The 26,052-nt window shown below is 66.9% G+C and carries 25 protein-coding genes and 1 pseudogene; 15 read left to right on the top strand and 11 right to left on the bottom strand.

Translation table 11 applies throughout. From position 1 onward, the window contains the following. Positions 1-18: 18 nt before the first annotated feature. On the top strand, positions 19-936 hold the full coding sequence (locus U5809_RS20175) for a LysR family transcriptional regulator (RefSeq protein WP_322087848.1): 918 nt from the start codon (positions 19-21) through the stop codon (positions 934-936). Between the two features lie 34 nt (positions 937-970). Here the strand turns inward: U5809_RS20175 and U5809_RS20170 are convergent, their stop codons facing one another. Together U5809_RS20170 and U5809_RS20165 are read right to left on the bottom strand one after the other, a co-directional pair. Beyond that, positions 971-1,780 carry a TlpA disulfide reductase family protein gene (locus U5809_RS20170; protein WP_322087847.1) on the bottom strand — a complete coding sequence of 270 codons (810 nt, stop codon included), beginning with the start codon at positions 1,778-1,780 and terminating at the stop codon, positions 971-973. 545 nt (positions 1,781-2,325) lie between these two features. Next, on the bottom strand, positions 2,326-3,315 hold the full coding sequence (locus tag U5809_RS20165; protein WP_322087846.1) for a hypothetical protein: 990 nt from the start codon (positions 3,313-3,315) through the stop codon (positions 2,326-2,328). Positions 3,316-3,508: 193 nt separating this feature from the next. Here U5809_RS20165 and U5809_RS20160 point away from each other — a divergent pair, with 193 nt between their 5' ends. Then, positions 3,509-4,234, top strand: a complete 726-nt coding sequence (locus U5809_RS20160) for a class I SAM-dependent methyltransferase (RefSeq protein ID WP_322087845.1) — start codon at positions 3,509-3,511, stop codon at positions 4,232-4,234. A gap of 116 nt (positions 4,235-4,350) precedes the next feature. On the opposite strand, the gene U5809_RS20155 is transcribed toward U5809_RS20160, so the two are convergent. Beyond that, the gene (locus U5809_RS20155) at positions 4,351-4,827 is read right to left on the bottom strand and encodes a GNAT family N-acetyltransferase (RefSeq protein WP_322087844.1); all 477 of its coding nucleotides are present in this window, start codon (positions 4,825-4,827) and stop codon (positions 4,351-4,353) included. A gap of 178 nt (positions 4,828-5,005) precedes the next feature. Between U5809_RS20155 and U5809_RS20150 the strand changes: the two genes are divergently transcribed. Next, positions 5,006-5,182: a hypothetical protein gene (locus U5809_RS20150; RefSeq protein WP_322087843.1), complete on the top strand. Its 177-nt coding sequence runs from the start codon at positions 5,006-5,008 to the stop codon at positions 5,180-5,182. 50 nt (positions 5,183-5,232) lie between these two features. Here the strand turns inward: U5809_RS20150 and U5809_RS20145 are convergent, their stop codons facing one another. Then, positions 5,233-6,270 (bottom strand): aldo/keto reductase, encoded by a 1,038-nt coding sequence (locus tag U5809_RS20145; RefSeq protein WP_322087842.1) that lies wholly within the window; start codon positions 6,268-6,270, stop codon positions 5,233-5,235. A 133-nt stretch (positions 6,271-6,403) separates the two neighbouring features. Between U5809_RS20145 and U5809_RS20140 the strand changes: the two genes are divergently transcribed. The 3 genes from U5809_RS20140 to U5809_RS20130 all read left to right on the top strand — a co-directional run bounded on the left by U5809_RS20140 (position 6,404) and on the right by U5809_RS20130 (position 9,139). Further along, on the top strand, positions 6,404-7,291 hold the full coding sequence (locus tag U5809_RS20140) for a LysR family transcriptional regulator (RefSeq protein ID WP_322087841.1): 888 nt from the start codon (positions 6,404-6,406) through the stop codon (positions 7,289-7,291). A gap of 175 nt (positions 7,292-7,466) precedes the next feature. After that, positions 7,467-7,766 (top strand): ArsR/SmtB family transcription factor, encoded by a 300-nt coding sequence (locus U5809_RS20135; RefSeq protein WP_059523766.1) that lies wholly within the window; start codon positions 7,467-7,469, stop codon positions 7,764-7,766. Between the two features lie 20 nt (positions 7,767-7,786). Continuing rightward, positions 7,787-9,139 (top strand): pyridoxal phosphate-dependent decarboxylase family protein, encoded by a 1,353-nt coding sequence (locus tag U5809_RS20130; protein WP_021160593.1) that lies wholly within the window; start codon positions 7,787-7,789, stop codon positions 9,137-9,139. 3 nt (positions 9,140-9,142) lie between these two features. Here the strand turns inward: U5809_RS20130 and U5809_RS20125 are convergent, their stop codons facing one another. Beyond that, complete coding sequence (locus U5809_RS20125; protein WP_322087840.1) at positions 9,143-10,060, bottom strand: LysR family transcriptional regulator; 918 nt, start codon at positions 10,058-10,060, stop codon at positions 9,143-9,145. 144 nt (positions 10,061-10,204) lie between these two features. Between U5809_RS20125 and U5809_RS20120 the strand changes: the two genes are divergently transcribed. The 4 genes from U5809_RS20120 (at position 10,205) to U5809_RS20105 (ending at position 17,516) form a co-directional block, all read left to right on the top strand. Further along, entirely contained in the window at positions 10,205-11,428 is a 1,224-nt protein-coding gene (locus U5809_RS20120; protein WP_322087839.1) for a Zn-dependent hydrolase, read from the top strand. A 119-nt stretch (positions 11,429-11,547) separates the two neighbouring features. Further along, on the top strand, positions 11,548-12,015 hold the full coding sequence (locus U5809_RS20115; protein WP_322087971.1) for a cupin domain-containing protein: 468 nt from the start codon (positions 11,548-11,550) through the stop codon (positions 12,013-12,015). A gap of 328 nt (positions 12,016-12,343) precedes the next feature. Continuing rightward, positions 12,344-14,809, top strand: a complete 2,466-nt coding sequence (locus U5809_RS20110; RefSeq protein ID WP_322087838.1) for a GH92 family glycosyl hydrolase — start codon at positions 12,344-12,346, stop codon at positions 14,807-14,809. Between the two features lie 67 nt (positions 14,810-14,876). Then, positions 14,877-17,516 (top strand): GH92 family glycosyl hydrolase, encoded by a 2,640-nt coding sequence (locus U5809_RS20105; RefSeq protein WP_322087837.1) that lies wholly within the window; start codon positions 14,877-14,879, stop codon positions 17,514-17,516. 37 nt (positions 17,517-17,553) lie between these two features. Here U5809_RS20105 and U5809_RS20100 read toward each other — a convergent pair whose 3' ends face one another. Next, complete coding sequence (locus U5809_RS20100; protein ID WP_322087836.1) at positions 17,554-18,228, bottom strand: metalloregulator ArsR/SmtB family transcription factor; 675 nt, start codon at positions 18,226-18,228, stop codon at positions 17,554-17,556. Between the two features lie 226 nt (positions 18,229-18,454). Here U5809_RS20100 and U5809_RS20095 point away from each other — a divergent pair, with 226 nt between their 5' ends. Together U5809_RS20095 and U5809_RS20090 are read left to right on the top strand one after the other, a co-directional pair. Then, the gene (locus U5809_RS20095) at positions 18,455-19,696 is read left to right on the top strand and encodes an MFS transporter (protein WP_322087835.1); all 1,242 of its coding nucleotides are present in this window, start codon (positions 18,455-18,457) and stop codon (positions 19,694-19,696) included. 14 nt (positions 19,697-19,710) lie between these two features. Beyond that, positions 19,711-20,532: an SDR family oxidoreductase gene (locus tag U5809_RS20090; protein ID WP_322087834.1), complete on the top strand. Its 822-nt coding sequence runs from the start codon at positions 19,711-19,713 to the stop codon at positions 20,530-20,532. Between the two features lie 238 nt (positions 20,533-20,770). On the opposite strand, the gene surE is transcribed toward U5809_RS20090, so the two are convergent. The 3 genes from surE to U5809_RS20075 all read right to left on the bottom strand — a co-directional run bounded on the left by surE (position 20,771) and on the right by U5809_RS20075 (position 22,760). Further along, the gene (gene surE, locus U5809_RS20085; protein ID WP_322087833.1) at positions 20,771-21,550 is read right to left on the bottom strand and encodes a 5'/3'-nucleotidase SurE; all 780 of its coding nucleotides are present in this window, start codon (positions 21,548-21,550) and stop codon (positions 20,771-20,773) included. Positions 21,551-21,724: 174 nt separating this feature from the next. Continuing rightward, on the bottom strand, positions 21,725-22,033 hold the full coding sequence (locus U5809_RS20080) for an AzlD family protein (RefSeq protein WP_282507959.1): 309 nt from the start codon (positions 22,031-22,033) through the stop codon (positions 21,725-21,727). Next, on the bottom strand, positions 22,026-22,760 hold the full coding sequence (locus U5809_RS20075) for an AzlC family ABC transporter permease (RefSeq protein WP_059696142.1): 735 nt from the start codon (positions 22,758-22,760) through the stop codon (positions 22,026-22,028). Before U5809_RS20075 ends, U5809_RS20080 begins: the two co-directional genes overlap by 8 nt. A 125-nt stretch (positions 22,761-22,885) precedes the next feature. Here U5809_RS20075 and U5809_RS20070 point away from each other — a divergent pair, with 125 nt between their 5' ends. From U5809_RS20070 to U5809_RS20060, 3 genes are all read left to right on the top strand, one after another. After that, a complete protein-coding gene (locus U5809_RS20070) occupies positions 22,886-23,344 on the top strand; it encodes an Lrp/AsnC family transcriptional regulator (protein ID WP_012365188.1) in 459 nt (152 codons plus the stop codon). Positions 23,345-23,571: 227 nt separating this feature from the next. Beyond that, positions 23,572-24,141: a hypothetical protein gene (locus U5809_RS20065; RefSeq protein ID WP_282507958.1), complete on the top strand. Its 570-nt coding sequence runs from the start codon at positions 23,572-23,574 to the stop codon at positions 24,139-24,141. 144 nt (positions 24,142-24,285) lie between these two features. Beyond that, the gene (locus U5809_RS20060) at positions 24,286-24,984 is read left to right on the top strand and encodes a YebB family permuted papain-like enzyme (RefSeq protein ID WP_322087832.1); all 699 of its coding nucleotides are present in this window, start codon (positions 24,286-24,288) and stop codon (positions 24,982-24,984) included. A 42-nt stretch (positions 24,985-25,026) separates the two neighbouring features. On the opposite strand, the pseudogene U5809_RS20055 reads toward U5809_RS20060, so the two are convergent. Together U5809_RS20055 and U5809_RS20050 are read right to left on the bottom strand one after the other, a co-directional pair. Beyond that, positions 25,027-25,131: pseudogene (locus U5809_RS20055) on the bottom strand (transcriptional regulator); the annotation flags it as partial. 121 nt (positions 25,132-25,252) lie between these two features. After that, positions 25,253-25,885, bottom strand: coding sequence for a LysE family translocator (locus U5809_RS20050; protein WP_322087831.1), 633 nt, complete (start codon positions 25,883-25,885; stop codon positions 25,253-25,255). Between the last annotated feature and the right edge of the window lie 167 nt (positions 25,886-26,052).

Here is a 26,052-nt window from a genome sequence, read left to right as displayed (position 1 = left end):
GTATTTGTCCTCAATCGCATGCGAAACAACCTGAAGGGCCTCGACGTCTTCGTCGCCGTGGCGGAAGCGAGCAGCTTCGCGCAGGCCGCCGACAAGCTGCACATCACGCGGTCCGCGGTCGGCAAGAGCATCGCGCGTCTCGAGGAGCGGCTGGGCGTCGTGCTGTTTCAGCGGACGACGCGCAGCCAGAGCCTGACCGATGAAGGGGCGATGTTCTACGACCATTGCCTGCGCGCGATGGAGCAGATCCAGGCGGGCGAAGCGTTGCTCGAAACCGGCAAATGGCAGATGAAGGGGCGCTTGCGCGTGTCGATGCCGACGCTCTTCGGTCATCTTTGCGTGGCACCGATCCTGATCGAACTGGCGAAGGCGCATCCCGAGCTCGATCTCGACCTGTCGTTCAGCGATCGCTCCGTCGACCTGGTCGAAGAGCGTTTCGATCTGGCGGTGCGCGTCGGTAAGTTGCCGAACAGCAGCGGCCTGGTGGCGCGTCCGCTGGGCGAGCACCGGATGGCGTTCTGCGCGTCGCCGGCGTACCTGAGCCGCTGCGGTGAACCCGCGACCTACGAAGAACTCGAACGGCACAAGGCGCTGGCCTATACGCGTTTCGGCCAGGTGCATCGCTGGCCCGTCATCGTCGACGGCCAGCGCGTCGAATTGCAGCCCGCCGTTCGCCTGCTGTCCGACGACCTGAGCGCACTGATGGATGCGGCCGTTGCCGATCTCGGCGTTGCGTGGCTGCCGTACTGGCTGGTGCGCGATGCGCTGCGCGGCGGCACGTTGCGGGAGCTGCTGCCCGATCGGGCGGGCGTGATCTTTCCGATTCACGCGGTATGGCCGTACACGCTGCATCTTCCGCTGAAAGTGCGGGCCGCCGTCGATGCGCTGCTGGAACATCTCCCGGCCCGGCTCGCCGCGGTCGAGGCGCGGATGTGACGAAGTGATGCGGTTGCCTTTCGGCCGACGTGCGTTACTGGCCGAAGCGGTCCGCCACGGCGTCCTTCAGCCGCGCGGCGGTGATCTCGCCCATGTGCGATTCGACGAGATTGCCTTTCGCATCGAAGAAGAGCGTCGTCGGCAGCCCGCGCGAACCGTAGGCCTGCATCGCGTGCAGCGTGCGGTCGAGCAGCACGTGATCGAACCGCAGCCCTTTCTGTTCGAGGAACGCGCGCACCGCTTGCGCGTCTTCCCCCTGGTTGACCATCAGCACCGTCATCCCCGGATGATCCTGCTGCGCTTGCGCGAGGATCGGCATTTCGCGCTGGCACGGCGGACACCACGTGGCCCACAGGTTCACGACGACGGGTTTGCCCGCGAAGCGTTGCACCGGCACCGGCGTGGCGTCGAGCGCTTCGAGCTGCAACGCGGCAAGCGGCGGCGCGCTGTGCTGCAACGTTGCGAGCGTGCCCTGCGCGAAGCCCCATGCGGCGAGGCCCGCGAGCATGCCGCCCATCACCGGGCGACGCAGTGCTGGCAGGTGGCGCAGGCGCCAGCCCGCGAACACGAGTGCGGCTGCGATGCCGATGCGCCAGTCGAAGCCGCCGTCGCCGAGCGCGACGATCGAGCGCGGCGCGGCCGCGTAGTCGCGCCACCATTGCGCGACATAGCCGATGCGCGCGGCGAGCAGCCCGAGCAGCAGCACGTCGAGGATCAGGCTCGATGCGGTCTTGTGATGGCCGTCGGGCGGGCGGCGCTGGATGACACGCGCGACGAGCCACGCCAGCAACGCGGCGACGGCTACCGCGACGACGCGGATCGAGAAGGGACCGATGCTCAGCATGAAGGGATCAGGTTGGATGTAACGGTGCGGGGCAGATGGAGGGATTGTCCGCCGTGGCGACGAAGCCGTCGACAGGCGTGCGGCGTTTCGACTGGCTGCCGCGAATGCGGGTTCCCTTTGAGAACGTAACGGCGTATTGCGGATTCGGATGCGCGCGCTGGGTTCGAGACTGCGCGACGTTCATGCAGACGAAACGCGAATCAGACTGGGCTGATGGTCGGTCGCGGATGCTTCCACAACAATAGATACACCGGCTCGGAGTGGTGTCCGCCGGTATCCCGAACAGGGATCTCTCCTTGACGGCCGCTCCCCCGCGAGCGGCCGCTTTTTTAGCGTCATGCGTGCGGGGGGGGGGGGAATGCCTTGTGGCGGTCGGTGGTTGCGGCCGCGCTCCGATGCATATCGTCCAATCGATCGAAAATCGCTTCGGTGTTTATGCGTCGCGGTGTTTGTACACCGATGAATCGCCGAGACAATGCGCGGCGAGTGATGAATGGCGCTGGAGATTCGCTGTTACTTTCGCGGTGACGTCTATTGACGGGCGATTACTGGCCGTTGCCGGATGCCGATTCACCTAGTCGGTACGCCGTAAAGAACTCATACCACGGCGTCCCTTCCCCGGCAGGTACGCCGAGTGCCGCCGTACGACGTTTCAGCACGCCGAACACGTCGTTGATGAATACGGTCAGCGTCTGGTCGCGGAACGGTACCGGCTGCGCCCGCCCTGCGGCGAACGCACCGTACGCGATTGCCAGCAGGCGCGCCTGGTCATCGGTGCCTGCGATGGCTGCGTCGATCGTTTCGACGAGGCGCGGCCGGTCTTCGGCGCGCGATCCCGACAGGCACAGGAACACGAGCGCCGACAGCTCATGCAGATCATTTACCTGCAGCAACGCAGGCAGCCGCGTGTCGATCCGTTCGACCGGCTCTTCGCGCAGCGCATCGCCGAAATCGAGCACGGCGGTCATCGGGTTGCGGTCCGTTTTCAGTCGGTCGAGGGCAGGCGCGCCAGATGGCATCGCTGCCGGCGCAGACCGCAACGCATCGGCCACCTGCCGGGTCCATTCCGGAAAGATCATCCGCACGTTGCCGAACTGCTCGCCGCCTTCCGCCGCCGGATTCCATCGATACACGATCGTGCCGCCGCCAATGAACGGCGAATACAGGTGTTCGGGCGTTTGCGGCAGCGGCCGCCGGTTGATCGGCAGCCAGGCGAGCGTCAGCCAGTCGTAGCGGCCGGTGGCGGGCACGGCGGGGCTCGAACTCGCGACGACCTGCCACGTGCCGCGATTCGCATAGCGGCGGCGCGCATCGGGCACCGGGACGGTCTGCCCTTTCGCGGTGTCGAAGTACGTCGTGCCGGTCACGTTTGCGCCGCTGTCCGCGGCCGGGGTGAGGGTGGAGATGACCCACGACGCACCGTCCGCCGAACGGTAGTCGGACGGCTTCAGCGTCGCGACGTCGTGCACCATGCGCGTTTGCGCCGCGACGGGGCTCGGGGGCAGGTTGGCGGGCGCGGCCAGGATGCTCGGCATGGGATGTCCTCGGAATCGGGTGCGCATCGCCGGGCGGGAACGACGCACGGATGCGCGGATTGTTTTATGTCACTGTAGAACGTCGCCGCCGGAAACGGAAACCGGCGACGCGGCGCGACTTGCTCACGTGTTTCGCCGCTTCGGCTTACCATGCGCATCCTGAGCCAACGACGCACACCGGGCGGGAGCGCGCATGACCGACACGAAAGCCATCACCGAACACTGGGCGCAGGTCGCCGGCCAATGGATCGACTGGGCCGGCAAGCCCGGGCACGATGCGTTCTGGAAATACCGCGCGGGGCTCGCGGCCTATATCGGCCGCGACACCGGCCGCGCGCTGGAGATCGGCTGCGGCGAAGGCCGCGTGAGCCGCGAGCTGAAGGCGCTCGGCTACGACGTGACCGCGAGCGACGTGGTGCCCGCGATGCTCGACGCCGCGCGTCACGCGGATTCCGCGCATCGCTACGAGCTGGCCGACGCGGCGTCGCTGCCATTCGACGCGGCCAGCTTCGATCTCGTGATGGCGTACAACGTGCTGATGGATCTCGACGACATGCAGCGCGCATTGAACGAGGCGCGCCGCGTGCTGAAGCCGGGCGGGCTGCTGTTCGTCTCGCTCGTGCATCCGTTCCGCGATCGGGGTGGCTTTGCGGGGCCGCAACCCGATGCACCGTTCGTGCTGAAGGGAAGCTATTTCGGGCGCGAGCACTTCGACGACGTGGAAACGCGCGACGGGCTGTCGATGCATTTCGCAGGCTGGTCGCTGCCGCTGCAGGCGTACATGGAGGCACTGGAAGCAGCCGGGTTCGCGATCGTGTCGCTGCGCGAGCCGCCGCCCGACCAGGCCGATACGGACCAGTTGAAGCAGTGGGCGCGCGTGCCGCTGTTTCTGTGGATCAAGGCGCGGCCGGTGGGGTGAATCGGTAGCCCCGGGGCTACCAAGTTTGCCGAAGCGGCCGTTCCCGGGAGGGATCATGGCCGTCAATCGGGCGGGGCGAACGAGCCGTGGCGCTTAGGCACGGCTCGCCGCTCAGCTCAGCGCGACAGCTCCTTCCGGTAGAGCACGGCCCCCGGCTTGTCCGCGACGGTGTCGTAGAGCCGCATTGCCGTGTGGTTCGTCTCGTGTGTCTGCCAGTACACGCGTTCGGCGCGGTGCGTACGCGCGGCGTCGTACACGGCCTCGATCAGCGCGCGCCCGACGCCTTTGCCGCGTTCGCTGTCGAGCGTGAACAGGTCTTGCAGGTAGCAGGTCGGTCCGGCGTGCGTCGTGCTGCGGTGATAGAGAAAATGCACGAGCCCGACGAGCTTGCCGTCACGTTCCGCGACGAAAGCATGAACGGGCTCGTAGCCGTCGAAGAAGCGCGACCACGTGAGTTGGGTGATGCGCAGTGGCAGGGCCGTGTCGTTGAAGCGGCCGTAGAAGCGGTTGTAGCCGTCCCACAGCGGCAGCCACTGCTCGTAGTCGTTTTCCGTGACCGCGCGTACGGTCAGTCCTGTGTTGTTGGCGTTCATGTGGGCAGACCTTTCGATGAGAAGGGCGCGCGCTGCCGATCCGGTCGGCGCGTCGCAGGTCTCTACGATAGGAAGTTCGCGGCACCACGGGTAGGCCCATGACGACTGCATTTCATGGTGCCACGGCCAACGGTCGAGCAGCCGCGCAACAGGATCGTGATGATGCGGCAACCCGACCGTGCTGTTTCTCGACGAGGCGAGTTCCGCGCTCGATGAAGCGACTGAGCACGACATCATGGAGCACGTGCGGCTGCTCGCCCGCGACGTCACGGTGATCGCGATCACCCATCGGTGCTCGATCATCGGCGCGGCCGACAAGGTCGTGCGGCTCGGCCACGCAGGCGTGCCGGCCTGACGCAGGTACGCGGCCACGCAGCCACGCAGCCGCGTCGCCGCGGCCGCTTTTTACCCGCGCATCGGCGGATTGAGCCGCGCAAACGCTGCCTGCCGGCGATACGGGAAGTACGGATAAGGCGCTTCCACGGCGCTCGCCGCATCGAGCTTCGCGACCTGCGCATCGGTCAGCGCCCAGCCTGCCGCGCCGAGGTTCTGCCGCAACTGTTCCTCGTTGCGCGCGCCGATGATGACCGACGACACGGTCGGCCGCTGCAGCAGCCAGTTCAGCGCGATCTGCGGCACCGTCTTGCCGGTTTCCTCCGCGATCGCGTCGAGCACGTCGACCACGTCGTACAGGCGCTCGTCGTCGACCGGCGGCCCGTAGCTGGCCGTTTCATGCAGGCGGCTGCCTTCGGGCAGCGGCGCGTTGCGCCGGATCTTGCCGGTGAGCCGGCCCCAGCCGAGCGGGCTCCACACGAGTGCGCCGAGGCCCTGGTCGGCACCGAGCGGCATCAGGTCCCATTCGTAGTCGCGGCCGACGAGCGAGTAGTACACCTGGTTCGCCACGTAACGCGACCAGCCGTGCCGGTCGGCCACCGCCAGCGATTTCATGATCTGCCACCCCGCGAAGTTCGACACGCCGATGTAGCGCAGCTTGCCCGCGCGCACGAGATCGTCGAGCGTCGACATCACTTCCTCGACCGGCGTGCCCGCGTCGAACGCGTGAAGTTGCAGCAGGTCGATGTAGTCGGTGTCGAGGCGACGCAGCGCGTCGTCGACGGCGCGGACCAGCCGCGCGCGCGACGTGCCCGCATCGTTCGGGCCGTCGCCGGTCGGCAGGCCCGCCTTCGTCGAGATCAGCACCTGGTCGCGACGCCCCTTGATCGCGGCGCCGAGCACGCGCTCGGATTCGCCGTCCGAATACACGTCGGCCGTGTCGAACAGGTTCACGCCGGCTTCGAGGCAGATGTCGATCAGGCGGCGCGCTTCGTCGACGCCCGTGTTGCCCCATGCGCTGAACAGCGGGCCGGTGCCGCCGAACGTGCCGGCGCCGAAGCTCAGGACGGGAACCTTGAGGCCGGAGCGGCCGAGGGTGCGGTATTCCATGGCGGGTTTCCTTTGAATGATCGTAGTGCCCGGGGCGAGCGGCCGTGACGCCGAGCGTTGCCACACTGTATCGCTTGCGGATATTTCGGATAATTGGTCAGATTTCGAAAATATCCTTCGGAAGGGGCGAACAATGCTGCTCGACAACCTCGCGCTGTTCCTGCGCATCGTGGAGAAGGGCGGGCTGGCCGCGGCGGGCCGCGAGGTCGGGCTGTCGCCGGCCACGGTATCCGAGCGGCTGACGGCGCTCGAGCGCCACTACGGCGCGGCGCTGCTCACGCGCACGACGCGCGCGATCAGCCTGACCGACGAGGGCCGCACGCTCGTCGACGGCGCGCGGCGCCTGCTGGCCGAAGCCGACGAACTCGAAAGCCGTGTGCGGCTGGGCGTGCAAACGCTGTCGGGGCCCGTGCGACTGAGCGCCCCGGCCGATCTCGGGCGCGAGCGCGTCGTGCCTGTCGTCGATGCGTTCCTGGCCGAGCACCCGGGGGTGACGGTCGACCTGCATCTCGGCGACGGTTACGTCGATCTCGTCGGGCAGGGGCTCGATTTCGCGATTCGCCGCGGCACGCTCGCGGACAGTTCGCTGCGCAGCCGTTCGCTCGGCCGCGCACGGCGCGTGGTGTGCGCGTCGCCCGCGTATCTCGCCGCGCACGGCACGCCAGCGCATCCGGACGATCTCGCTTCTCACGACTGCATCGTGATGCGTTTCGGGCCGGACCTGTATGCCGACTGGCCGTTCAGCATCGATGGCGAACCGAAGCGCGTGATGGTGCGCGGCCGCCGCGTGGCCAACGACGGTGCGCTCGTGCGCGCGTGGTGCATCGCGGGGCATGGTGTCGCGCTGAAGTCGCTGGTCGATGTCGAGCAGGATCTGGCGTCCGGCGCGCTCGTCGAGATCCTTCGCGACTTCTCGCCGGGCGACGTCGACTTGCAGATCGTCTATCCGGGCAGTGCCGCGCAGCCGACGCGCGTGCGCGCGTTGATCGACAGGCTCGTGCAGGCGCTGACTGCGGCGTAACGCAGGCTATCCAGGCTGCCGCGCAACGTTGAAGCAGCGATTCCGTTGCGCTTGCATCGCGTGTCGATGCGGCATCGGTGCACGCCCCATCACCAGCTGAAATCGTCCGTCAAACCGATTGCCCACATTTCGTCATTTAGCTAATATTCAAAACGTTAAACGAACCCGCATCCCCATGGACGACGTTACCCGTATCAGCGCTTTGGCCAACGAAAGCCGTCTGGCCGTGATGCGCTGGCTCAAGCAGCCGCGCAAGCATTTCCCGCCGCAGCCGCACGGCGACTTCGACGAGCTTGGCGTGTGCTGCACGTACATCACCGAGAAGCTCGGCATCGCGCCGGCCACGACCACGCGCCACATGCGCATCCTCGCGGATGCCGGGCTCGTGCGGGCGACCCGCGTCGGCAAGTTCACGTACTACAAGCGGATCGACGGCGCGCTGCAGCAGCTCGGCCACGATCTCTCGCAACTCTGATTCCCACCGAGGCAACCGACATGGACGAACTTGCACTGCTGGCCGACGCCGACCGGCGCGCGCATGCGTATCTGGCCGCAACCGGCGAGCGACGCGCGTTTCCCGACGCGGCCGCACTGGCCGGCCTCGCCGCATTCGACGAGCCGCTGCCCGACGCGGGCCGCCCGGCCGACGACGTGCTGCGCCTGCTCGACGAGCACGGCACGCCCGCGACGGTGGCGTCGAACGGCCCGAACTACTTCGGCTTCGTGATCGGCGCGGCGCTCCCGGCTGCCGCTGCTGCCGAGCGATTGATGCTTGCGTGGGACCAGTGCGCGTCGTCGTACGCGAATTCGCCGGTCGCGGCGACGATCGAGCGCCAGGCCGCGCGCTGGGTCGTCGATGCGCTCGCGTTGCCCGAAGGCAGTGCGGTCGGGTTCGGTACGAGCGCGACGGCCTGCACGCTCGTCGCGCTGGTGGCCGCGCGGCGCGCGCTGCTCGCGCGCAAGGGCTGGGATATCGACGAGGACGGGCTGATCGGTGCGCCCGAAGTGAAGGTCGTGATCTCCGCGCTCGCGCACATCACGGTGAAGAAGGCGCTGCGCGTGCTCGGCTTCGGGATGAAGCGCATCGTCGTCGCGCCGGTCGACGCGCACGGCCGTATCGACCCGGCCCAGCTGCCGCCGCTCGACGACATGACGATCCTCTGCGTGCAGGCCGGCGAAGTGAACACCGGCGAATTCGATCCGTTCGCGGCGCTGATCCCGCCCGCGAAGGCGGCCGGCGCATGGGTGCACGTGGACGGCGCGTTCGGCCTGTGGGCGCGCGCCTCGTCGAAGCGCGCGCTGACGGACGGCATCGACGGCGCGGACAGCTGGACGACCGACGGCCACAAGTGGCTCAACACGCCGTACGACGGTGCGATGGTGATCTGCCGCGACGCGGCCGCGCTCGCCACCGCGATGAACAGCGATGCCGTCTACCTGAGCGGCGCACAGGATGCGCAGAAGAATCTGAACCTCGAATTCTCGCGGCGGGCGCGCGGCATTCCCGTGTGGGCTGCGTTGCGTGCGCTCGGCCGCGCGGGCGTGGCGACGATGGTCGAGCGGCATTGCGCACAGGCGGCGCGGGTCGCGGACGGCCTGCGTGCGGCCGGCTACGACGTGCTGAACCGCGTCGTGCTGAACCAGGTGCTCGTGCGCGCCGGCACCGACGACGAAACCGCGGCGATCCTCGAAGCCGCGCAGGCATCGGGCGACGTGTGGTTCGGCGCGACCGTGTGGCAGGGGCGGCCGGCGTTCCGGATCAGCGTGTCGTCGTGGCGCACGGAAGATGCGCACATCGATCGGCTCATCGCGTTGCTGACGGCGCTGCGCGGCGTGCACGTGCGCTGAGCGTCATGCGGCGTCCGTGCCCTTCACGGCGGCGGACGCCACCTTCAGGCATTCGATGAAGTGCAGCGCGGCCGGCGTCAGCAACGCATGCCGCCGCATCACGATCGCGACCGTCAACGCCGGCATCGGCTCGGCGAGATCCAGTACGACGATGCCGCGCGACTTGCGCTCGACATCGGCGAGCGGTCGCGCGAATACGCCGAGCGCATTCGTCTGCGACACGAGCCCGAGCGTCGCCGCAAACGACGGGCAGTGGACCACGCGCTTCGGCACGTCGATGCCGAACGGCACGAAGATCGAGCGGATCAGGTCGTCCCCGCCTTCGCCGTAGCGCGGCACGCACCATTGCGCATCGGCGAGCTCGCGCAACGAACGGGCGCGCGCGAGCCGATGCCGGTTTTTCGCGACGACCGCGAACGCCGTCCGAAACAACGGAATGCTCGCGAATTCGTCGGGGTCCGGCAGGGCGTTGGCCAATTGATGCGTGACGATGAAATCGAGCGAGCCGTCGCGCAGCCGCGCGAGATCCGTCGCGGTCAACGCGTCGTCGACGTTCAGCGTCGCGCCGGGCAGGTCGCGCGTGAACGCGGCAAACGCGCGCGGCAGGATCGTCAGCGCAACCGTCGGACTGACCGCGATCGACACCGACCCCGTCGTACCCAGCCGCAACTGTTCGATTTCGTCGCGCGTGCGCTGGATTTCCTCGACGATCAGCCGCGCGCGAATCGCGAACGCGCTGCCGTAATCGGTGAGTGCGATTCCCTTGACGCTGCGCACGACGAGCGGCACGCCCAGCTCCTGTTCGAGTTCGCGCACGATACTGCTGATGGCCGGTTGCGTGACGCCGAGCGCGCGTGCCGCACCGCGAATGGTGCGATGCTCGGCGACCGCGAGAAACGCATCGAGCTGCTTGAGCTTCATGAGTGAGCGATCCGGATGCGAAGCAGGCACGGGGTTCCGGACGGAACCCCGGGTGACAAGGAAAATTTATCGTCCACAACGAAATCTTGGATTTTTCTTATTGGATCGAGTGTATATGCTCGGTGCTTTTCAGGAGCGGTCACGATGATTCTCGTTAACCAGCAAAGGCTGTGGGATTCGCTGATGGAGATGGCGACGATCGGCGCAACCGCGCAGGGCGGCAGCTGCCGGCTCGCGCTGAGCGACGACGACGCGCGGGGCCGGCGCCGCTTCATCGCGTGGTGCGAGGAAGCCGGTTGCGAGATCCGCATCGATCCGATCGGCAACGTGTTCGCGCGCCGGCCGGGCACGGAACCCGGCTTGCCGGCCGTGTCGTGCGGCAGCCATCTCGACACGCAACCGCTCGGCGGCCGCTTCGATGGCGTGTATGGGGTGCTCGCGGGCCTCGAGGCGATTCGTACGCTGAACGAGCATGGCATCGTGACGCGGCATCCGATCGACGTCGTCGCGTGGACCAATGAAGAGGGCTCGCGCTTCACGCCGGGCATGATGGGCTCGGCCGTCTATGCGGGCACGCTGGACCTCGGCTACGCACTCGATCGCCCATGCATGCAGACGGGCGCGCTGCTGCGCGACGAACTCGAGCGCACCGGTTTCGCCGGCCCCGCGCGCGAGCGCCAGATGCCGAAGGCATATTTCGAAGCGCATATCGAACAGGGGCCGGTACTGGAGCAGGCCGGCTTGCCGATCGGCGTCGTGACGGGCGTGCAGGGCATCTACGAACTCGACGTCACGGTGACCGGCTTCGAGTCGCATGCGGGCACGACGCCGATGAGCGTGCGCCGTGACGCGATGGGTGCGGCGGCCGCGATGATCGCCGCGATCATCGAGCACGGCCATGCGTTCGACGCCGATGCGCGCGTGACGGTCGGCCATGTCGCGTGCCAGCCGAATTCGCCGAGCACGATTCCGGGCAAGGTGCGCTTCAGCGTCGACGTGCGCCATCCGTCGCGAACGGCGCTGCAGCAACTGGTTGCCGACATCGAAGCGATCTGCTCGCAGCGCACCGCGCTGCGCGGCGCGAGCGTGCAGGTGGAGACGATCGCCGAATACGAGCCGGTGGTGTTCGATGCGGACTGCGTCGCGCGCGTGCGGCAGGCAACGGTCGCCGCCGGTTATCCGTACCTGGAGATGTGCAGCGGTGCGGGGCACGACGCGGTGAACCTGTCGTACGTCGCGCCGTCCGCGATGGTGTTCGTGCCGTGCAAGGCCGGCTTGAGCCATAACGAAGCGGAAGATGCCGATCCGGTGCATCTCGCGCAAGGCGCGTCGGTGCTGGCGAACCTGCTGGCCGATTGCGCGCGTTAGCCGCGTGCGACGGCGGTGTGGATGCCACATCTGCCGGCGTGAAAATATCGGACAATAGCCGCTGCGCGCGCCGCGCCGGCGCAGCGTTCAACCGAAGCATTCACGCTTGCGAGATCCCCATGTCGACTCCCTTTCCCCGGGAACTGCTGAAGGCCGCCGATATTGCGAAGATGGAACCGACGCGCGCGGTGCATTCGCTGAATCCCAATGCCGTCCGACTCAAGCGACAACTCAGCGACCTGACCGGGCTGACTCAATTCGGTATTCACCTGCTCACGCTGATGCCCGGTCACGAATCGGCCGAATATCACCGTCACCTGTACGAAGAAGAATTCGTCTACGTGCTGTCCGGCACGGGCTCGGTCACGATCGGTGAACGCGTCAGTGAAATCGGACCCGGCGATTTTCTGGGCTTTCCGCGCGGCGGCGAAGCGCATACGGTGCAGAACACCGGTGAAGTGCCGCTGGAGCTGCTCGTCGGCGGGCAGCGGCTCGAACACGATGTCTGCGAATACCCGCGTAGCGGCAAGCGGCTTTATATCGCCGGCGAGCTTGAAGACTATGTCGAGCTGCCGAAACAGCCGTGATTGCCAATCGCATTCGCAATGTCGAATTCCATATAAAAAACTGAATCGATTGCCTCTTGTTTAGATAAACAAAATAAAAATTCGTAAAAATACGGGGTAGAGAAACCGCGTTTATTTGGGCACGCTTGTGTGCATTGTCCATTCCCGGGTGCCGGCATTTCGACCTGCCGGCGCGCCTTTTTCAGGCACCAGAATACGGAAATAAATACACGCGTCCGGCAGTTTCGACCGATTGACCGCGTGCGCGACAAGTCACGGAAAGACTCCTGATTTAAAGATCAGTAGTTCGAACCAAAAGCTTGATTCAAGAACGAAGCGGAGACAGGCGATGTCGAGGAACTTGGGGTTGGGAGCGGCGCTGCTGGCGCTGTGCGTTGGCTTGGCTGCGTGCGGCGGCGATGGCGACTCGCCGTCGGCAGCCGCTTCGAATCTGTCGGCCGCGGCGCAGTCGCAGGGCAACGAAGACGGCAATGGCGGCAACGACAACGGCAATGGACGCGACAACGGCAACGAAGCAGCGAAAAAGAACGCCGACATTCGCGTCGTTCAGTACGTCAATCCGCTGATCGGCACCGACTACGCGACCGACCAGCCGGCCGACCCGGTCGGTTCGGGTCTTGGCGGCGGGACGTTCCCGGGGCCGACGGTTCCGTTCGGGATGATGCAGTGGAGCCCGATGACGCCCACCGCGCAATACGACAGCCGCAAAGGCGACGGCTCCGGCTTCTCCGGCGGCTACTGGTACGGCGACACGTCGATCAACGCATTCAGCATCCTGCACCTGAGCGGCACTGGCTGCTGGGCGAACGGCGGCTACCTGAACGTGATGCCGCAGCTCGCGCCCGGCGACGCCGGTACGCCGGCCAGCTTCAGCCACGCGAACGAAACCGCGCAGGCCGGTTATTACGGCGTCACGCTCGGCAACGGCATCAAGGCCGAGCTGACGACGACGGAGCGCACCGGCTTCGCGCGCTTCACGTATCCGGCGCTCGCGAAGGGGCAGCAGGCGACCATCGCGATCGATCCGACCGTGCAGAACAACCGCTCGCAGGGCACGACCGCGGATACGGTGAAGCAGGTTGGCGATCGCGCGCTGTCCGGCACGATCGCGGGCAGCGGTTTCTGCTGGGCCGGGCACGCGGTGCCGCTCTACTACTACGCGGAGTTCAGCCAGCCGTTCGCGGCGAAGCCGTCGCTGGCCGCGAACAGCCCGCTCACCGTGACGTTCGCGGTCGACAAGCAGCACCCGGCAGTGATGATGAAGCTCGGGATCTCGTTCGTCAGCGAAGCGAATGCGAAGGCGAATCTCGATGCGGAAAATCCGGGTGACGAAGCGCAGGGCGGCGCGGGCTGGCGCTTCGACAAGGTGCGCCGCGCGGCGAGCGATGCATGGAACGCGCGCCTGAACGCGATCCAGGTCACGGGAGGCAGCGATGCCGACAAGACCAGGTTCTACACCGCGCTGTATCACGCGTCGCTGCATCCGAACGTGTTCAACGACGTGAACGGCCAGTATCCGGACTTCTATACGTCGAACGGCACATCGGCCGCGCCGACACGTCAGGTCGAGAAAGGCCGCGCGATGTACGCGAACTTCTCCGGCTGGGACATCGACCGCTCGTTCATCCAGTTGCAGGCGCTGCTCGATCCGGTGCGGACCAGCGACATCGTGCAGTCGCTCGTGCTCGATGCGAAGGCGTGCGGCGCGTTCCCGCGCTGGGCGTACTTCAATACCGAGACGGCCGTGATGCCGGGCGACGCGGGCTCGATCATCGTCGCGAACGCGCATGCGTTCGGCGCGACGAACTTCGACACGCAGGCCGCGCTGTCGATCATGAAGACCAGCACGGCGCCGGGCGCCGCGTGCGCCGGCACGCCGGTGATGGGCAGCCGCGCGGACTACGACCGGCTCGGCTACGTGCCGTCGTCGGGCTCGGGCGACAACCAGACTGCATCGAACACGCTCGAATATGCGGTGCGCGACTTCGCGGTGTCGCGCTTCGCGATGGCGCTTGGCGATACGGCGACGGCCGGCACGCTTCTGAAGTCGAGCGGCAACTGGCAGAACCTGTTCTACAGGAACGCGATTCAGCCGAAGACATCGGCGGGCGCCTGGGTCACCGACGGCACCGGCTTCATGGAAGGCAACTCGGAGCAATACACGTGGTACGTGCCGCACGATCTCGGCGGTGTGGTCGCGCAGGCAGGCGGCGCCGCATCGGTCGTCAAGCGGCTCGACACGTTCTTCACGCACCTGAACATCGGCACCGTGCAGCCGTATTTCTACGTCGGCAACGAAGTGACGATGGCCGTGCCGTGGGTCTATGCGTGGGCCGGCGCGCCGTCCCATACGCAGCGCGTGCTGCACGCGTCGCTCGCGAATGAGTTCGGCACCGGTGCGGCCGGGCTGCCCGGCAACGACGATCTCGGTGCGGTCTCGGGCTGGTACGTGTGGGCCGCGCTCGGCCTCTACCCGGTCGTGCCGGGCGTGAGTGGCGTCGCGCTGTCGAGCCCGCAGTTCGAGAAGATCGCAGTGCGCGTCGGGCAGAAGGACGGCAGCTACCGCCTGCTGCACATCGTCGCGCCGGGGGCCGGCTCGGGCGATAACGCGTCGTTCTACGTGAAGTCGCTGAAGCTGAACGGTGCGCCTTATTCGACCGCATGGCTGCCGTTCGAGCACATCGCGAAGGGCGGAAAGCTGTCGTACTCGATGACGGCCGACGCGAGCGCCACGACGTGGGGCACCGACGCATCCGCGATGCCGTCGTTCCCGCAGGTGGCCAGCGCGCCGTAACGGTCGAGAAGATCAACGAGCGGTTCTTGCCAACAGGATCGACGCAGAGAGAGGGAGGGACGAACGGATGAAGCTACGTCATGTGGTGGGTATCGGGTGCCTTGCCGTGTTGTCGGGGTGTGGGGGCGATCAGGGTTCGACGGATGCGAGCGTGCTCGCGCAGATGTCGAACGCGCAGGGCAACCAGAACGATCAAGGCGATCAGAACGGCAACGGTGGCGCAAGCAAGCGGTCGGTGCTGCACAGTGTCGACCCGATGATCGGCACCGCGAACCTCGACATCAACGCGGACTGGAGCAGCGGCGTGCGCGGTCACGGCCACGTGTATCCGGGCGCGACCGTGCCGTTCGGGATGGTGCAGCTCGGGCCGGACACGACCGGCGGCGCGCACACGCTGCCGTGGAACTGGGATCGCACGTCGGGCTACCAGTACGACGATCCGCTCATCACCGGCTTCACGCATACGCACCTGTCGGGCACCGGCATCGGCTCGGGCGGCGAAGTGCGATTCCTGCCGACGCTGGCGCCGGTCGATACTGCGACGCTGGCCAAGGTGGCCGCCGATGCGTCGATCACCTACAACGCATCGTTCAGCCATGACGACGAAACCGCGAGCCCCGGCTACTACCGCGTGAAGATGGCGCCGGTCGGCAGCGGCAATACGCCGTGGAACGTCAAGGGCGCGAAGATCGTCGCCGAGATGACGGCCACCACGCATGCGGGCGTGCATCGCTACACGTATTTCCCGAGCGCGGCCGCGCAGAAGCGCAGCATGATCGTCAGCATCGACAACCCGATCGGCGGCTCGACCGCGAGCGGCAAGATCCAGGTCATCGACGCGCAGACGATCGCCGGCTGGGAGATCACCAACAACTGGGCGAACAACAAGCCGACGTATTTCGTCGCGCGTTTCTCGAAGCCGTTCGATACGACGCACGTCGCGTTCAGCGCCGACGGCTTCAAGGCCTACCTGACGTTCGCCGACGGCAACGACGGCGGCGGCGCGGTCACGGTGAAGGTCGGCATCTCGCCGTCGAGCATCGCGGATGCGCAGGCCAATCTCGCGTCGGAAGTCGGTGCGAAGTCGTTCGACCAGGTGCGCGGCGCGGCCGAACGCGTGTGGGCCGACGCGCTCGACCGGATCCGGATCAAGGGCGGCAGCACCGACCAGCGGACGATGTTCTACACGTCGCTGTATCGCACGATGCTCGCGCCGACCGTCTACAACAATGCGGACGGCAGCTACGTCGGCACCGATTCGACCAACGACGGCACGACGTCGCCGCCGACGACGAGCAAGCATGCGAATCCAGGCTTCGACTATTCGTCGACGTTCTCGCTGTGGGACACCTTCCGCGCCGAGTCGCCGCTGATGACGCTGGTGCAGCCCGAGCGTGTCGATGGCTGGGTCAAGTCGTTGCTGACGCAATTCAAACAGAACGGCAAGGGCGAACTGCCGGTGTGGCCGCTCGCGCAGACGGAAACCTTCACGATGGCCGGCCACCCGTCGATCCCGCTGATCGCCGATGCGTACCTGAAACACCTGACGAGCGCGGGCATCGACGACATCTGGACCGCGCTGACGACCACGCAGAGCGCGAGTGCGCACGGTTTCGACCAGTACCGGCAGAGCGGCTACGTGTATGCCGGCGACAACGCCTCGGTGTCGACGACGCAGGACTATGCGTTCGACGACTGGGCGACGGCCGCGGTCGGCAAGGCGGCGGGCAAGAGCACGGCCGACTACCGGCCCTACCTGCAGCGCAGCCAGAACTACCGGAACGTGTTCAACCCGGTGCTGAACAACGGCCGGAAGTTCTCGCAGCCGAAGGATGCTCAGGGGAACTGGGTGGCGGGCTTCGACCCGACGGCGGCCGAGAAGACGGACTTCTCCGAATCGAATTCGTGGGTCGATACATGGAACATCTTCCATGACTTCCCCGGCCTCGTTGCGTTGCTGGGCGGCAAGAGCCAGTTCATCGCGCAGCTTGACCGCACGTTCGATCCGGCCAACCCGCTGACCTTCCTCAACAACCAGGGCTTTCCGGACCTGACCGGGCGCAGCGGGCAATTCTTCGCGGGCAACGAGCCGGCGAACCACCTGCCGTATCTGTACGCGGTCGCGGGCATGCCGTCGAAGACGCAGGATCGCGTGCGTACGGTGATGGACGACATGTATTCGCTGACGCTGACGGCCGGCGATCGCGCGCTCTTGAGCGGCGACAGCCTGAAGGCCGCGCTGACCGACCCGCGCCGCGTGCGCGATTCGGCTATTCCCGGCAACGACGATTGCGGGCAGTTGTCCGCGTGGTACGTGCTGTCCGCGCTCGGCATCTATTCGCTGAACCCGGTGGGCGGCGTGTTCTACCTCGGCACGCCGCTGTTCGAGGAAGCGACGATCGACATTCCAGTCGCATCGGGAGGCGCGGGCGGCGGTGCGTTGAAGTTCGGCAAGTCGCGGCGCTTCACCGTGACCGCGCACACGGCCGGCGGGGGCGCACCGTCATCGGTGAATCGCTATGTCCAGTCGGTCAGCCTGAACGGCACGCCGCTGCATCGGCCCTACATCACCTACGACGAGATGAAGGCCGGCGGCACGCTCGACTTCGTGATGGGTTCGGCGCCGAACGACGCATGGGTCGGCACCTGGAACGGGCAGGATCCGAACAGCGCGCTCGCGCCGTCGCTGGCGCTGGCCGTCAAGTAATCGGCAAACGGCCCGCTTCGACGCGGGCCACGTTCCTTCATCCAGCGGCGCCGGTCTCTACCGCGAGGCCGGCCGCCTTCCACTCCGGAAACCCGTCTTCCAGCCGCACGGCCGTGAAGCCGCGCGCGCGCAATGCCGCGACCGCCTCGACCGCAAACACACAGTACGGGCCGCGACAGTAGGCGACGATCTCCGTCCCGGCCGGCAATTCGCCCACGCGCGCATCGAGTTCGGACAGCGGGATGTTCAGCGCGCCCGGCAGGTGCCCCTGCGCGAATTCGTCTTGCGGACGGACGTCCAGCAGCGTGACGAGACCATCCGCGAGCCGCGCGGTCAGTTCGTCGCGCGACACGGGCTCCAGCGCATCGCGCGCGTGGAAGTAGTCGCCCATCACCTTGTTGACCTCGGCGACATTGCGCTCGCCCACGCGACCGAGCGCCTTCATCAGCACGACGACCTCGCCGTCGCCGGCGAGGCGATACACGATGTGCTTGCCGCGCCGCTCGGTATCGACCAGGCGCGCGCGCCGCAGGATCTGCAGGTGCCGCGACGTGTTCGCGAACGTCATCCCGGACAGGGCCGTCAGTTCCTCGACCGACCGCTCGCGCTGGGCGAGATGCTCGAGCAATTCCAGGCGGTTCGGGTGGCCGATCGCCTGCGCCACCTCGGCGAGGCTGGCGTAAATCGCTTGCTTGGGTCCCGCGCTTGACACGTGGCCGCTCCTCGATCAATCATTCATCAAATTGATTGAATGTTAGCGTATTCGCGGAACGGAGACAATCCGATGATCCTCAGACCATTCCGGCATCCCGATACGGGACGCATTTCACCTCTGTCCGGTTGCGGTGGCAAGGTGGGCGGTGTGCCGTTCGCATCGTGGGCCGCCGCGCGATGGCACGCGGTCAACGCGGGTCGCGAGGCGGCAGGGGGCTGATGCGATGGCAAATGTAGCGGTCGCGCCAGGCGGGCGCGCGGTGACGCTCGGCCTGCGCGAGAACTGGCGGCAATTCGCGCTGCTCGTGCTGGTTAACGCGTTCGTCGGCGGGATGGTCGGCATCGAGCGCACGGTCGTGCCGCTGATCGGCGCCGAGCAGTTCCATCTCGAATCGACCGCGCTGATCACGTCGTTCATCGTCAGCTTCGGGCTGGTCAAGGCATTCGCGAACCTCGTGTCGGGCCAGCTTGCCGACACGTGGGGGCGCAAGCGCGTGCTGGTCGCCGGCTGGCTGCTCGGTCTGCCCGTGCCGTTCATGATCATTGCGGCGCCGAACTGGGAATGGGTGATCGCCGCGAACGTGTTGCTCGGGCTGAGCCAGGGGTTCGCGTGGTCGATGACCGTGATCATGAAGGTCGACCTCGTCGGCCCGAAAAGCCGTGGGCTCGCGGTCGGCCTGAACGAATTCGCCGGCTATTTCGCGGTGGGCGCGACCGCATTCGCGACCGGCTATCTCGCGAGCCGCTACGGGCTGCGGCCGGCGCCGATCTACCTCGGCGTGTTCTACGCGTTCGCTGGCCTGCTGCTGTCGATTCTCGTCGTGCGCGACACGCGCGAGCATGTGCGGCTGGAAAGCGGCCAGCCGACCGGTGCGTGCGCGCTGTCGTTTCGCGAAGTCTTCATGCTGACGTCGTTTCGCAACCGGAACCTGTTCGCGGCATCGCAGGCCGGCATGATCAACAACCTCAACGACGGGATGAGCTGGGGCATCTTCCCGTTGTTCTTCACGACGCTCGGGCTCGGCATCGAGCGAATCGGCATCCTGAAGGCCGTTTATCCGGTCGTATGGGGCAGTTGCCAGATCGTCACCGGGCCGCTGAGCGACCGGTGGGGCCGCAAGGGACTGATCGTCGCCGGTATGTGGGTGCAGGCGGCCGGGCTTGCGCTGACCGCGCTCACCGGGCAGTTCCGCTGGTGGCTCGTGGCGAGCGTATTGCTCGGCCTCGGCACGGCGATGGTCTATCCGAGCCTGATCGCGGCCGTGTCCGATGCGTCCGAGCCCGGCTGGCGCGCGCGCTCGCTGAGCGTGTACCGGTTCTGGCGCGATCTCGGCTATGCGATCGGCGCGTTGTCGGCCGGCCTGATGGCCGACCGCTTCGGTTTCGCCGCTGCGATCCTCGTGGTGGCCGCCGTGACGTTCGCGTCCGGAGGCGTCGTCGCGATTATGATGCGGGAACGCCACTGACAGGGTTCCCCGACATGGACGCGCCGCTTCCGCCGATCTCTGCCCCGATTCCCGAAACGGAACCTGAAACCGAAACCGTCGCCGAGCCGCGCGCGGCGCGCCTGCATCGGCCGGTCGCGCTCGTCACCGGATCGACTTCGGGCATCGGCGCGGCCATCGCGCGCCGCCTGGCGGCGGACGGCTATGCGGTGATCCTGCATTCGCGCAGTTCGGCCGACGCAGGGCGCGCGATGGCGCGCGAACTCGGCGCGGCCTATGTGCAGGCCGATCTCGCCGACGACGCCGAACGCGTGCGGCTGATCCGCGACGCACTGGCCGTGCACGGGCGGCTCGACGTCCTCGTCAACAACGCGGGCGTCAGTCGCGTGATTCCGCATGACGATCTCGCCGCGGCCACGCCCGACGTGTGGCGCGAGATGCACGAGATCAACGTGATCGCGCCGTTCCGGCTCGTTGCCGAAGCGCAGCCCGCGCTGCTCGAAGCGGCGTCGCGCGGGCGGGCCGGTTGTGTCGTGAACGTTAGCTCGCATGCGGGCGTGCGGCCGAAGGGTGCGTCGATTCCCTATGCGGCGGCGAAGGCCGCGCTCAATCACACGACACGGCTGCTGGCGCGCACGCTCGCGCCGGCGATTCGCGTCAATGCGGTCGCGCCGGGGCTCGTCGATACGCCGCTCACGGCCGACTGGACGGAAGCGCAGCAGCTCTGGCGCGAGCGCGCGCCGATGCGTCGCGCGGCGACGCCGGACGACATCGCGCAGACGGTCGCGATGCTCGTCGCGTCCGATTACGTGACGGGCGAGATCGTGATGCTTGATGGGGGAATGAACTTGACGTGATGCGGTGATGTGGCGATGCGGTGATGCGGCGATGCGGCGATGCGGTGATGCAGCGTCGCGGTGTTGTGGCGATGCGGTGATGTCGTAATGCAGTGTTGAAGTGTTGCAGTGTCGCGGCCGAACAGCCGCGCGCAGTTGTACTGCACGCGATTGCCGCGACCGCTTTCCTGCCTGTGTCCGCCGATCAGCCGAGGCGCGACCGTAGTTGCGCGAGCGCTTTCCTGCCTGTGTCCGCCGATCAGCCGAGGCGCGACCGTAGTTGCGCGAGCGCGTGGTCGTGCGTGCGTTCGAACTTCAGCGGCGTGACGGCGACATACCCTTCGTCGAGTGCGACCGTCTCCGAATCCGGATCGTCCTCGCGCGGCGCACGGGCCAGTTTCAGCCAGTGATAGTCGATCTCGCGCGGGTCGCGCCCCGACACGATCTCGACGCCCTGCAGTGTGCCGGCACCCTGGTTCGTCACCTTCAGGCCGTGCACGTCCTCGGCTGGCCGTGCGGGGAAATTCACGTTGAGGCACGCATCGCTGTCCCAGCCGGCGGCGACGAGCCGGCGAATGACGTCCGGCGCGAGCGCCAGCGCAGTGCCCCACGGCACCGCATTGCGGTCGGTGAAGGCCTGGCTCAGCGCGATGGCCGGCACACCGACCAGCATGCTCGTCATCGCGGCGCCGACCGTGCCGGAGAACACCGTTTCGGTGCCGAGATTCGCGCCGCGATTCACGCCGGACAGCACGACGTCGGGCCGCGCATCCTTCATCAGATGGCTGACTGCGATCGCGACGCAATCGCCGGGCGTGCCGCGCACCGCGAAGCGGCGTTCGCCCTTGCGATGCACGCGCAGCGGTTCGTGCAGGCTCAGCGAATGCGACGTGCCGCTCTGGTCTTCCGCCGGCGCGACGATCCACACTTCGCGCGCCAGTTGCGTGGCGACCTGTTCGAGCACGTCAAGGCCGGGGGCGTCGAATCCGTCGTCGTTGGTGAGCAGCACACGATCGAACAGCGGGCGGTTTTCTTGCATCGGAGCGATCCTCGCGGAGATGGGTAAGGAGAGGGAGCAGCGTGGCGCAAGCCACAAGGCTAGCATTCCCGCGCGAGAATCGTCGTGTCGCGCGGTCGGCGCGGATGTGAAAACGGGCGCATCACGCGCCCGTTCGTCGGTGGCCGTGCCGCGTGCGCGGCGGGTCGGAACCGCTCAGCCGAGCAGGTGCCGCAGCACGCCGGCCGACACGACGCCGACGATGACGGTCGGCAGGATCGACAGGCGCGTCGCCGCAATAAGCGTAACGGCCAGCGCGAGCAGGTCGGCCGGGCGCGTCGACACGAAGGCCGGCGCGATCACCGAGATCAGCACGCAGCCGGGCACGTTCTCCATCACCGACGCCATGCGCGGGCTCAGCGTGCGGTTGCGCAGCAGCACGTAGCCGAGGATGCGCGACAGGTAAGTCGTCGACGCCATCAACACGATCGTCACGACCGTGTTGAGATCCGGGAAATCAGGCATCGCGCGGCTCCCACAGCAGCGCGGCGATCAGCCCCGCGCAGGCGCCGGCCGCGACGTACCATGCGCCGGGCACGGCCAGGTGCGTGGCAGCCGCGACGACGAGGCTCACGAACCACGGGCGGCTCGCGCGCATCCCTTTCCACATCCCGCGCAACAGCACCAGGAAGACGGCCGTGAACGCCATGTCGAAGCCGTACTGCTCGACGTTGCCGATCGTCGGGCCGACCGCCGCGCCGAGCGTGGTCATCGAGATCCACGTCAGGTAGAGCCCCACGCAGATGCCGGCGTAATAGGGCACGCTGATGTGCGTGGCCGAACGCGCCCGGGCGTCGGCGAGCGACATCGCCCAGCTTTCGTCGCACATGAAGAACAGCGCGAAGAACGCGCGGCGGCGGGGCAGGCGGCGGATATACGGCTCGAATGCGGCGCCCATCAGGATGTGGCGCGAATTCACGAGGAACGACATCGCGACGATCAGCGCGATGTGCGGCGGCGACGTCCACAGATGGATCGCCGCGAATTCGGAACCGCCGCCGAAGTTCATGCCGGTCATCATCGGCACTTCGAACAGGCTCAGCCCTTTCTGCGCGGCCTGCGCGCCCAGCACGAGCGCGAACGGCACGAAGCCCAGCATGACGGGCAGCGCCGCGCGCAATCCGCGACCCATCTCGGCGACATAGGCGGGCTTGTCGCGAAGCCCTGACGACGTTGAAACGCTACTGCTCATTACTCCTCCTTCGGGGGAGGGATTGTCTGCTTTTTTGACTCGAATCGGGTTGCGTTGTGGCCATGAATTTCAGAGAATTTGGCATTGAACGCAGAATTCTGGAATTTATTGGAATCGGATGCCAAATGAAACTTGACGCCATCGACCGCCGGATCCTGAGCGCGCTCCAGCGCGACGGCCGCATGCAGAACGTGGAGCTCGCGCACGAGGTCGGGCTGTCGCCGTCGCCGTGCCTGCGGCGCGTGCGGCTCCTCGAGGAGGCCGGCGTGATCGAGAAATACGTGGCCGTGCTGAATCCCGCGAAAGTCGGCAAGGGCCTGACGATCTTCACGCGCGTGTGGCTGAAGGGGCAGGACGCGGAATCGGTGAACCGCTTCGCCGAGGCGGTCCAGCAGATGCCGGAAGTCGTCGAATGCCACCTGATGGCGGGCGACTGCGATTTCCTGCTGCGCGTTGTCGCTGCCGATATCGACGACTACCGGCGCTTCCAGATGGAGACCCTCACGCGCATCCCGGGCGTGCTGAGCGTGAAGACCGACATTCCGATGCAGAAGGTCAAGCTCACGTCGGCGCTGCCGACCTAGCGCGGCACGGACATGCGGTCGCGCACGACGGGTCGACGAACGGTCACGGCTCGGTGACAATCGTCCGATAGACTGATGAATCACGCCGGTTCGGGCATGTTGCCTGTGTTGTTGCGCGACGTTCGATGCGTGCGCAACTAACGGTCAATGTCGATGCGATCGGGCAGGCGGCGCTGCGCGCCGGGTCATGCGCAGGCGCGGGTACGTTCCTTCTTGTCGGGCCATTCATGCAGCCATTCAACAATCCGTGGAATTCGCTGGAAATCGTCAAGCTCGTGCTCGGCGTGCTGACGCCGTTGTCGGTCGCGTGTCTCGGCTGGCTCGTCGCGCGCCGGCTGAAACGGCTCGAACTCGTGCAGTGGACCAACCAGCGGCTGATCGAGAAACGCCTCGCGCTGTACGACGCGGTCGCGCCGCAGCTCAATGCGCTGCTGTGCTTTTACACGTGGATCGGCTACTGGAAGGACATCTCGCCGGACGACGTGATCCGCGCGAAGCGCGAGCTCGACCGCACGTTTCACATCTATCGCTACTTGTTCGACGACGCCGTGTACGACGCGTATCACACGTATATCCACGCGTTGTTCGATGTGCATACGGGCCCGGGCCGCGACGCGCGGATCCGCTCGCTGATCCAGGCGCCCGACGGCGACCGCAGCGTGCACGGCTCGTACGAATGGAAGCCGGTGTGGTCCGACCGTTTCGCGACTGCGAATGTCGTGCCGAAGGACGACGTGCTGCGGTATTACACGCACCTGATGGAGCAGTTGCGCGTGGCACTGGGCGCGACGCGCTGACGGCCCGGCGGCGCGCATCGCACGTTTCTCCGGTATCGGAATTCGCCACGCGGCGGCACGGATTCTCACCCTCGCGCATGCGGCGGATGCGGTGTGCGGCGCCTGCTGACATGCTTGCGCCAAGTTCACTCGCGCGAGGTCCGTATGGTTGTCGATACCGGCTGCCGGCCGCTCATGATCCGCCCGCCTGGCGCGGGCATGCGGTGTCTCTTCTCCGGCGATTCTCCCGAACCGCATGGCATGTCGCTGCCGGTCGAACCGCGGATCGGCGACATCGTGTTTATCCGCGTGACAGTGCGGCCGTTTCTCGAGGTGGCCAGTGCGACACGCGCGTGGACGAATCACGTGGGGATCGTCGTCGGCGAACGTGGCGGCGAGGTGCTGATTGCGGAGAGCACGTTCCCGCTGTCGCGCGTGACGACGATGTCGCGCTTCCTTGCGCGTTCCGATCGGGGCGCGTGCGTGATCGCGCGCCTGAAGCAGCCGCTCGATGCCGGGCAGCGGCGTCGGATCGTCGACGCGGCGATGCGCCGGATCGGCGTGGTCTACGACACGGGTTTCAATCTCGCGTCGAGCCGGCAGTTCTGCTCGCGTTTCGTGCGTGAGGTCGTGCGCGATGCGACGCGGATCGTGCTTGGCGACGTCGAGACGTTCGACACGCTGCTGCGCCGGAATCCCGATCATCCGCTCGGCTTCTGGAAGGTCTGGTATTTCGGCCGGATTCCGTGGCAGCGCCGCACGGTGACGCCCGCGAGCCTGATGGAGAGCGGGGAACTGCGCGTGGTGGCGGATACGCGCGATCGTGACGGCGATGCGCGGGCAGGCGGGCCGTCGGTCGCTTGACGAGCGGCTGGCCGATTCGACGCCGCCGCGCCCTGACGTGATTCAGGCGAACGAGATCACGAGCTTCTTGCCGCACGCGGCCGCGTACTTGCGCAACGTATCGATCGACGGCGAGTGCTGGCCGGTCGCGAGCGCGCGTTCGAGCTCCCGGTGCGTCATCGCTGAAGTGCGAGCCGGATTGTTTGCCGGTGGCCCGAATTCGACTAGCTGGCCGAACGGATATCGGGCCTGCCCGGATGCTTCGGGAGGGTTTCGGGAGATTGCGGGATCAGTTCCGTCCCGCGATGGCGAGCCGCGCGGCGAGCCCGACGAACACCGTGCCGAGCAGGTATTGCGGCAGTTTCGACGGGCGGCGGCGTGCGCCGATCCGCTGGCTCAACCGGCTCGCGGAGAGAATGACCGCGCCGTTGACGACGAGCCCGATCAGGTTCAGCACCGTCGCGAGCACGAGGATCTGCACGGCGATCGAACCATGCTCGGGCCGCACGAACTGCGGGAACAGCGCGAGCACGAACAGCGCCATCTTCGGGTTCAGCAGGTTGGTCGTCAGACCCTGGCGGAAGATCGTCGCGCTCGAGTGGCGACGCTGCGACGCGACAGGAGACAGCGCGGTCGCATTCGAGCGGAACGTCTTCCAGGCGAGAAACAGCAGATACGCGGCACCGGCGAAGCGCACGGCATCGTACGCGATCGGCACCGCGACAAAGAGCTGCGACAGCCCGAGCGCCGCCGCGAGCGCGTGGCAGTAGGTGCCGGCCTGAATGCCCGCGAGCGTCGCGAAGCCGGCGCGTCGCCCCTGGCTTACGCTGCGGGACGCGATCAGCAGCATGTCGGGGCCCGGCGTGGCGGTCAGCGCGAGACACGCGCCGGAGAACAGCGCGAGCGTGGAGAGATCGATCATGGAAGGCCCTTGCGCCGGAACGGCGTAAAGGAAGATCAGTTTAGAAGGGCGTACGAGGCCGGTCAATCGGACGCGGAGGCAGCGGCACGCGCTTCGGATGCGATCGTGCGTCGACGCATCCGTTTCGCCTGCGATGGCGGAATGCCTGCGAAGCCGGTCGCGCGCGG

It is taken from the genome of Burkholderia sp. BCC1999 (assembly GCF_905339975.1).
GTDB lineage: Bacteria > Pseudomonadota > Gammaproteobacteria > Burkholderiales > Burkholderiaceae > Burkholderia.
Note: the sequence above shows the minus strand (reverse complement) of the source record. Positions and strands in the feature narration are given on the sequence as shown.

Bases quoted from the DNA above. Each gene is read 5' to 3' on its own strand.
- U5809_RS20175 (WP_322087848.1), top strand. From the start codon at position 19: ATGCGAAACAACCTGAAGGGCCTCGACGTCTTCGTCGCCGTGGCGGAA.
- U5809_RS20160 (WP_322087845.1), top strand. From the start codon at position 3,509: ATGACCGACACGAAAGCCATCACCGAACACTGGGCGCAGGTCGCCGGC.
- U5809_RS20155 (WP_322087844.1), bottom strand. From the start codon at position 4,827: ATGAACGCCAACAACACAGGACTGACCGTACGCGCGGTCACGGAAAAC.
- U5809_RS20145 (WP_322087842.1), bottom strand. From the start codon at position 6,270: ATGGAATACCGCACCCTCGGCCGCTCCGGCCTCAAGGTTCCCGTCCTG.
- surE (WP_322087833.1), bottom strand. From the start codon at position 21,550: ATGCAAGAAAACCGCCCGCTGTTCGATCGTGTGCTGCTCACCAACGAC.
- U5809_RS20140 (WP_322087841.1), top strand. From the start codon at position 6,404: ATGCTGCTCGACAACCTCGCGCTGTTCCTGCGCATCGTGGAGAAGGGC.
- U5809_RS20075 (WP_059696142.1), bottom strand. From the start codon at position 22,760: ATGAGCAGTAGCGTTTCAACGTCGTCAGGGCTTCGCGACAAGCCCGCC.
- U5809_RS20050 (WP_322087831.1), bottom strand. From the start codon at position 25,885: ATGATCGATCTCTCCACGCTCGCGCTGTTCTCCGGCGCGTGTCTCGCG.
- U5809_RS20105 (WP_322087837.1), top strand. From the start codon at position 14,877: ATGAAGCTACGTCATGTGGTGGGTATCGGGTGCCTTGCCGTGTTGTCG.
- U5809_RS20090 (WP_322087834.1), top strand. From the start codon at position 19,711: ATGGACGCGCCGCTTCCGCCGATCTCTGCCCCGATTCCCGAAACGGAA.
- U5809_RS20120 (WP_322087839.1), top strand. From the start codon at position 10,205: ATGATTCTCGTTAACCAGCAAAGGCTGTGGGATTCGCTGATGGAGATG.
- U5809_RS20065 (WP_282507958.1), top strand. From the start codon at position 23,572: ATGCAGCCATTCAACAATCCGTGGAATTCGCTGGAAATCGTCAAGCTC.
- U5809_RS20060 (WP_322087832.1), top strand. From the start codon at position 24,286: ATGGTTGTCGATACCGGCTGCCGGCCGCTCATGATCCGCCCGCCTGGC.
- U5809_RS20130 (WP_021160593.1), top strand. From the start codon at position 7,787: ATGGACGAACTTGCACTGCTGGCCGACGCCGACCGGCGCGCGCATGCG.
- U5809_RS20165 (WP_322087846.1), bottom strand. From the start codon at position 3,315: ATGCCGAGCATCCTGGCCGCGCCCGCCAACCTGCCCCCGAGCCCCGTC.
- U5809_RS20125 (WP_322087840.1), bottom strand. From the start codon at position 10,060: ATGAAGCTCAAGCAGCTCGATGCGTTTCTCGCGGTCGCCGAGCATCGC.
- U5809_RS20115 (WP_322087971.1), top strand. From the start codon at position 11,548: ATGTCGACTCCCTTTCCCCGGGAACTGCTGAAGGCCGCCGATATTGCG.
- U5809_RS20070 (WP_012365188.1), top strand. From the start codon at position 22,886: ATGAAACTTGACGCCATCGACCGCCGGATCCTGAGCGCGCTCCAGCGC.
- U5809_RS20170 (WP_322087847.1), bottom strand. From the start codon at position 1,780: ATGCTGAGCATCGGTCCCTTCTCGATCCGCGTCGTCGCGGTAGCCGTC.
- U5809_RS20095 (WP_322087835.1), top strand. From the start codon at position 18,455: ATGGCAAATGTAGCGGTCGCGCCAGGCGGGCGCGCGGTGACGCTCGGC.
- U5809_RS20080 (WP_282507959.1), bottom strand. From the start codon at position 22,033: ATGCCTGATTTCCCGGATCTCAACACGGTCGTGACGATCGTGTTGATG.
- U5809_RS20135 (WP_059523766.1), top strand. From the start codon at position 7,467: ATGGACGACGTTACCCGTATCAGCGCTTTGGCCAACGAAAGCCGTCTG.
- U5809_RS20110 (WP_322087838.1), top strand. From the start codon at position 12,344: ATGTCGAGGAACTTGGGGTTGGGAGCGGCGCTGCTGGCGCTGTGCGTT.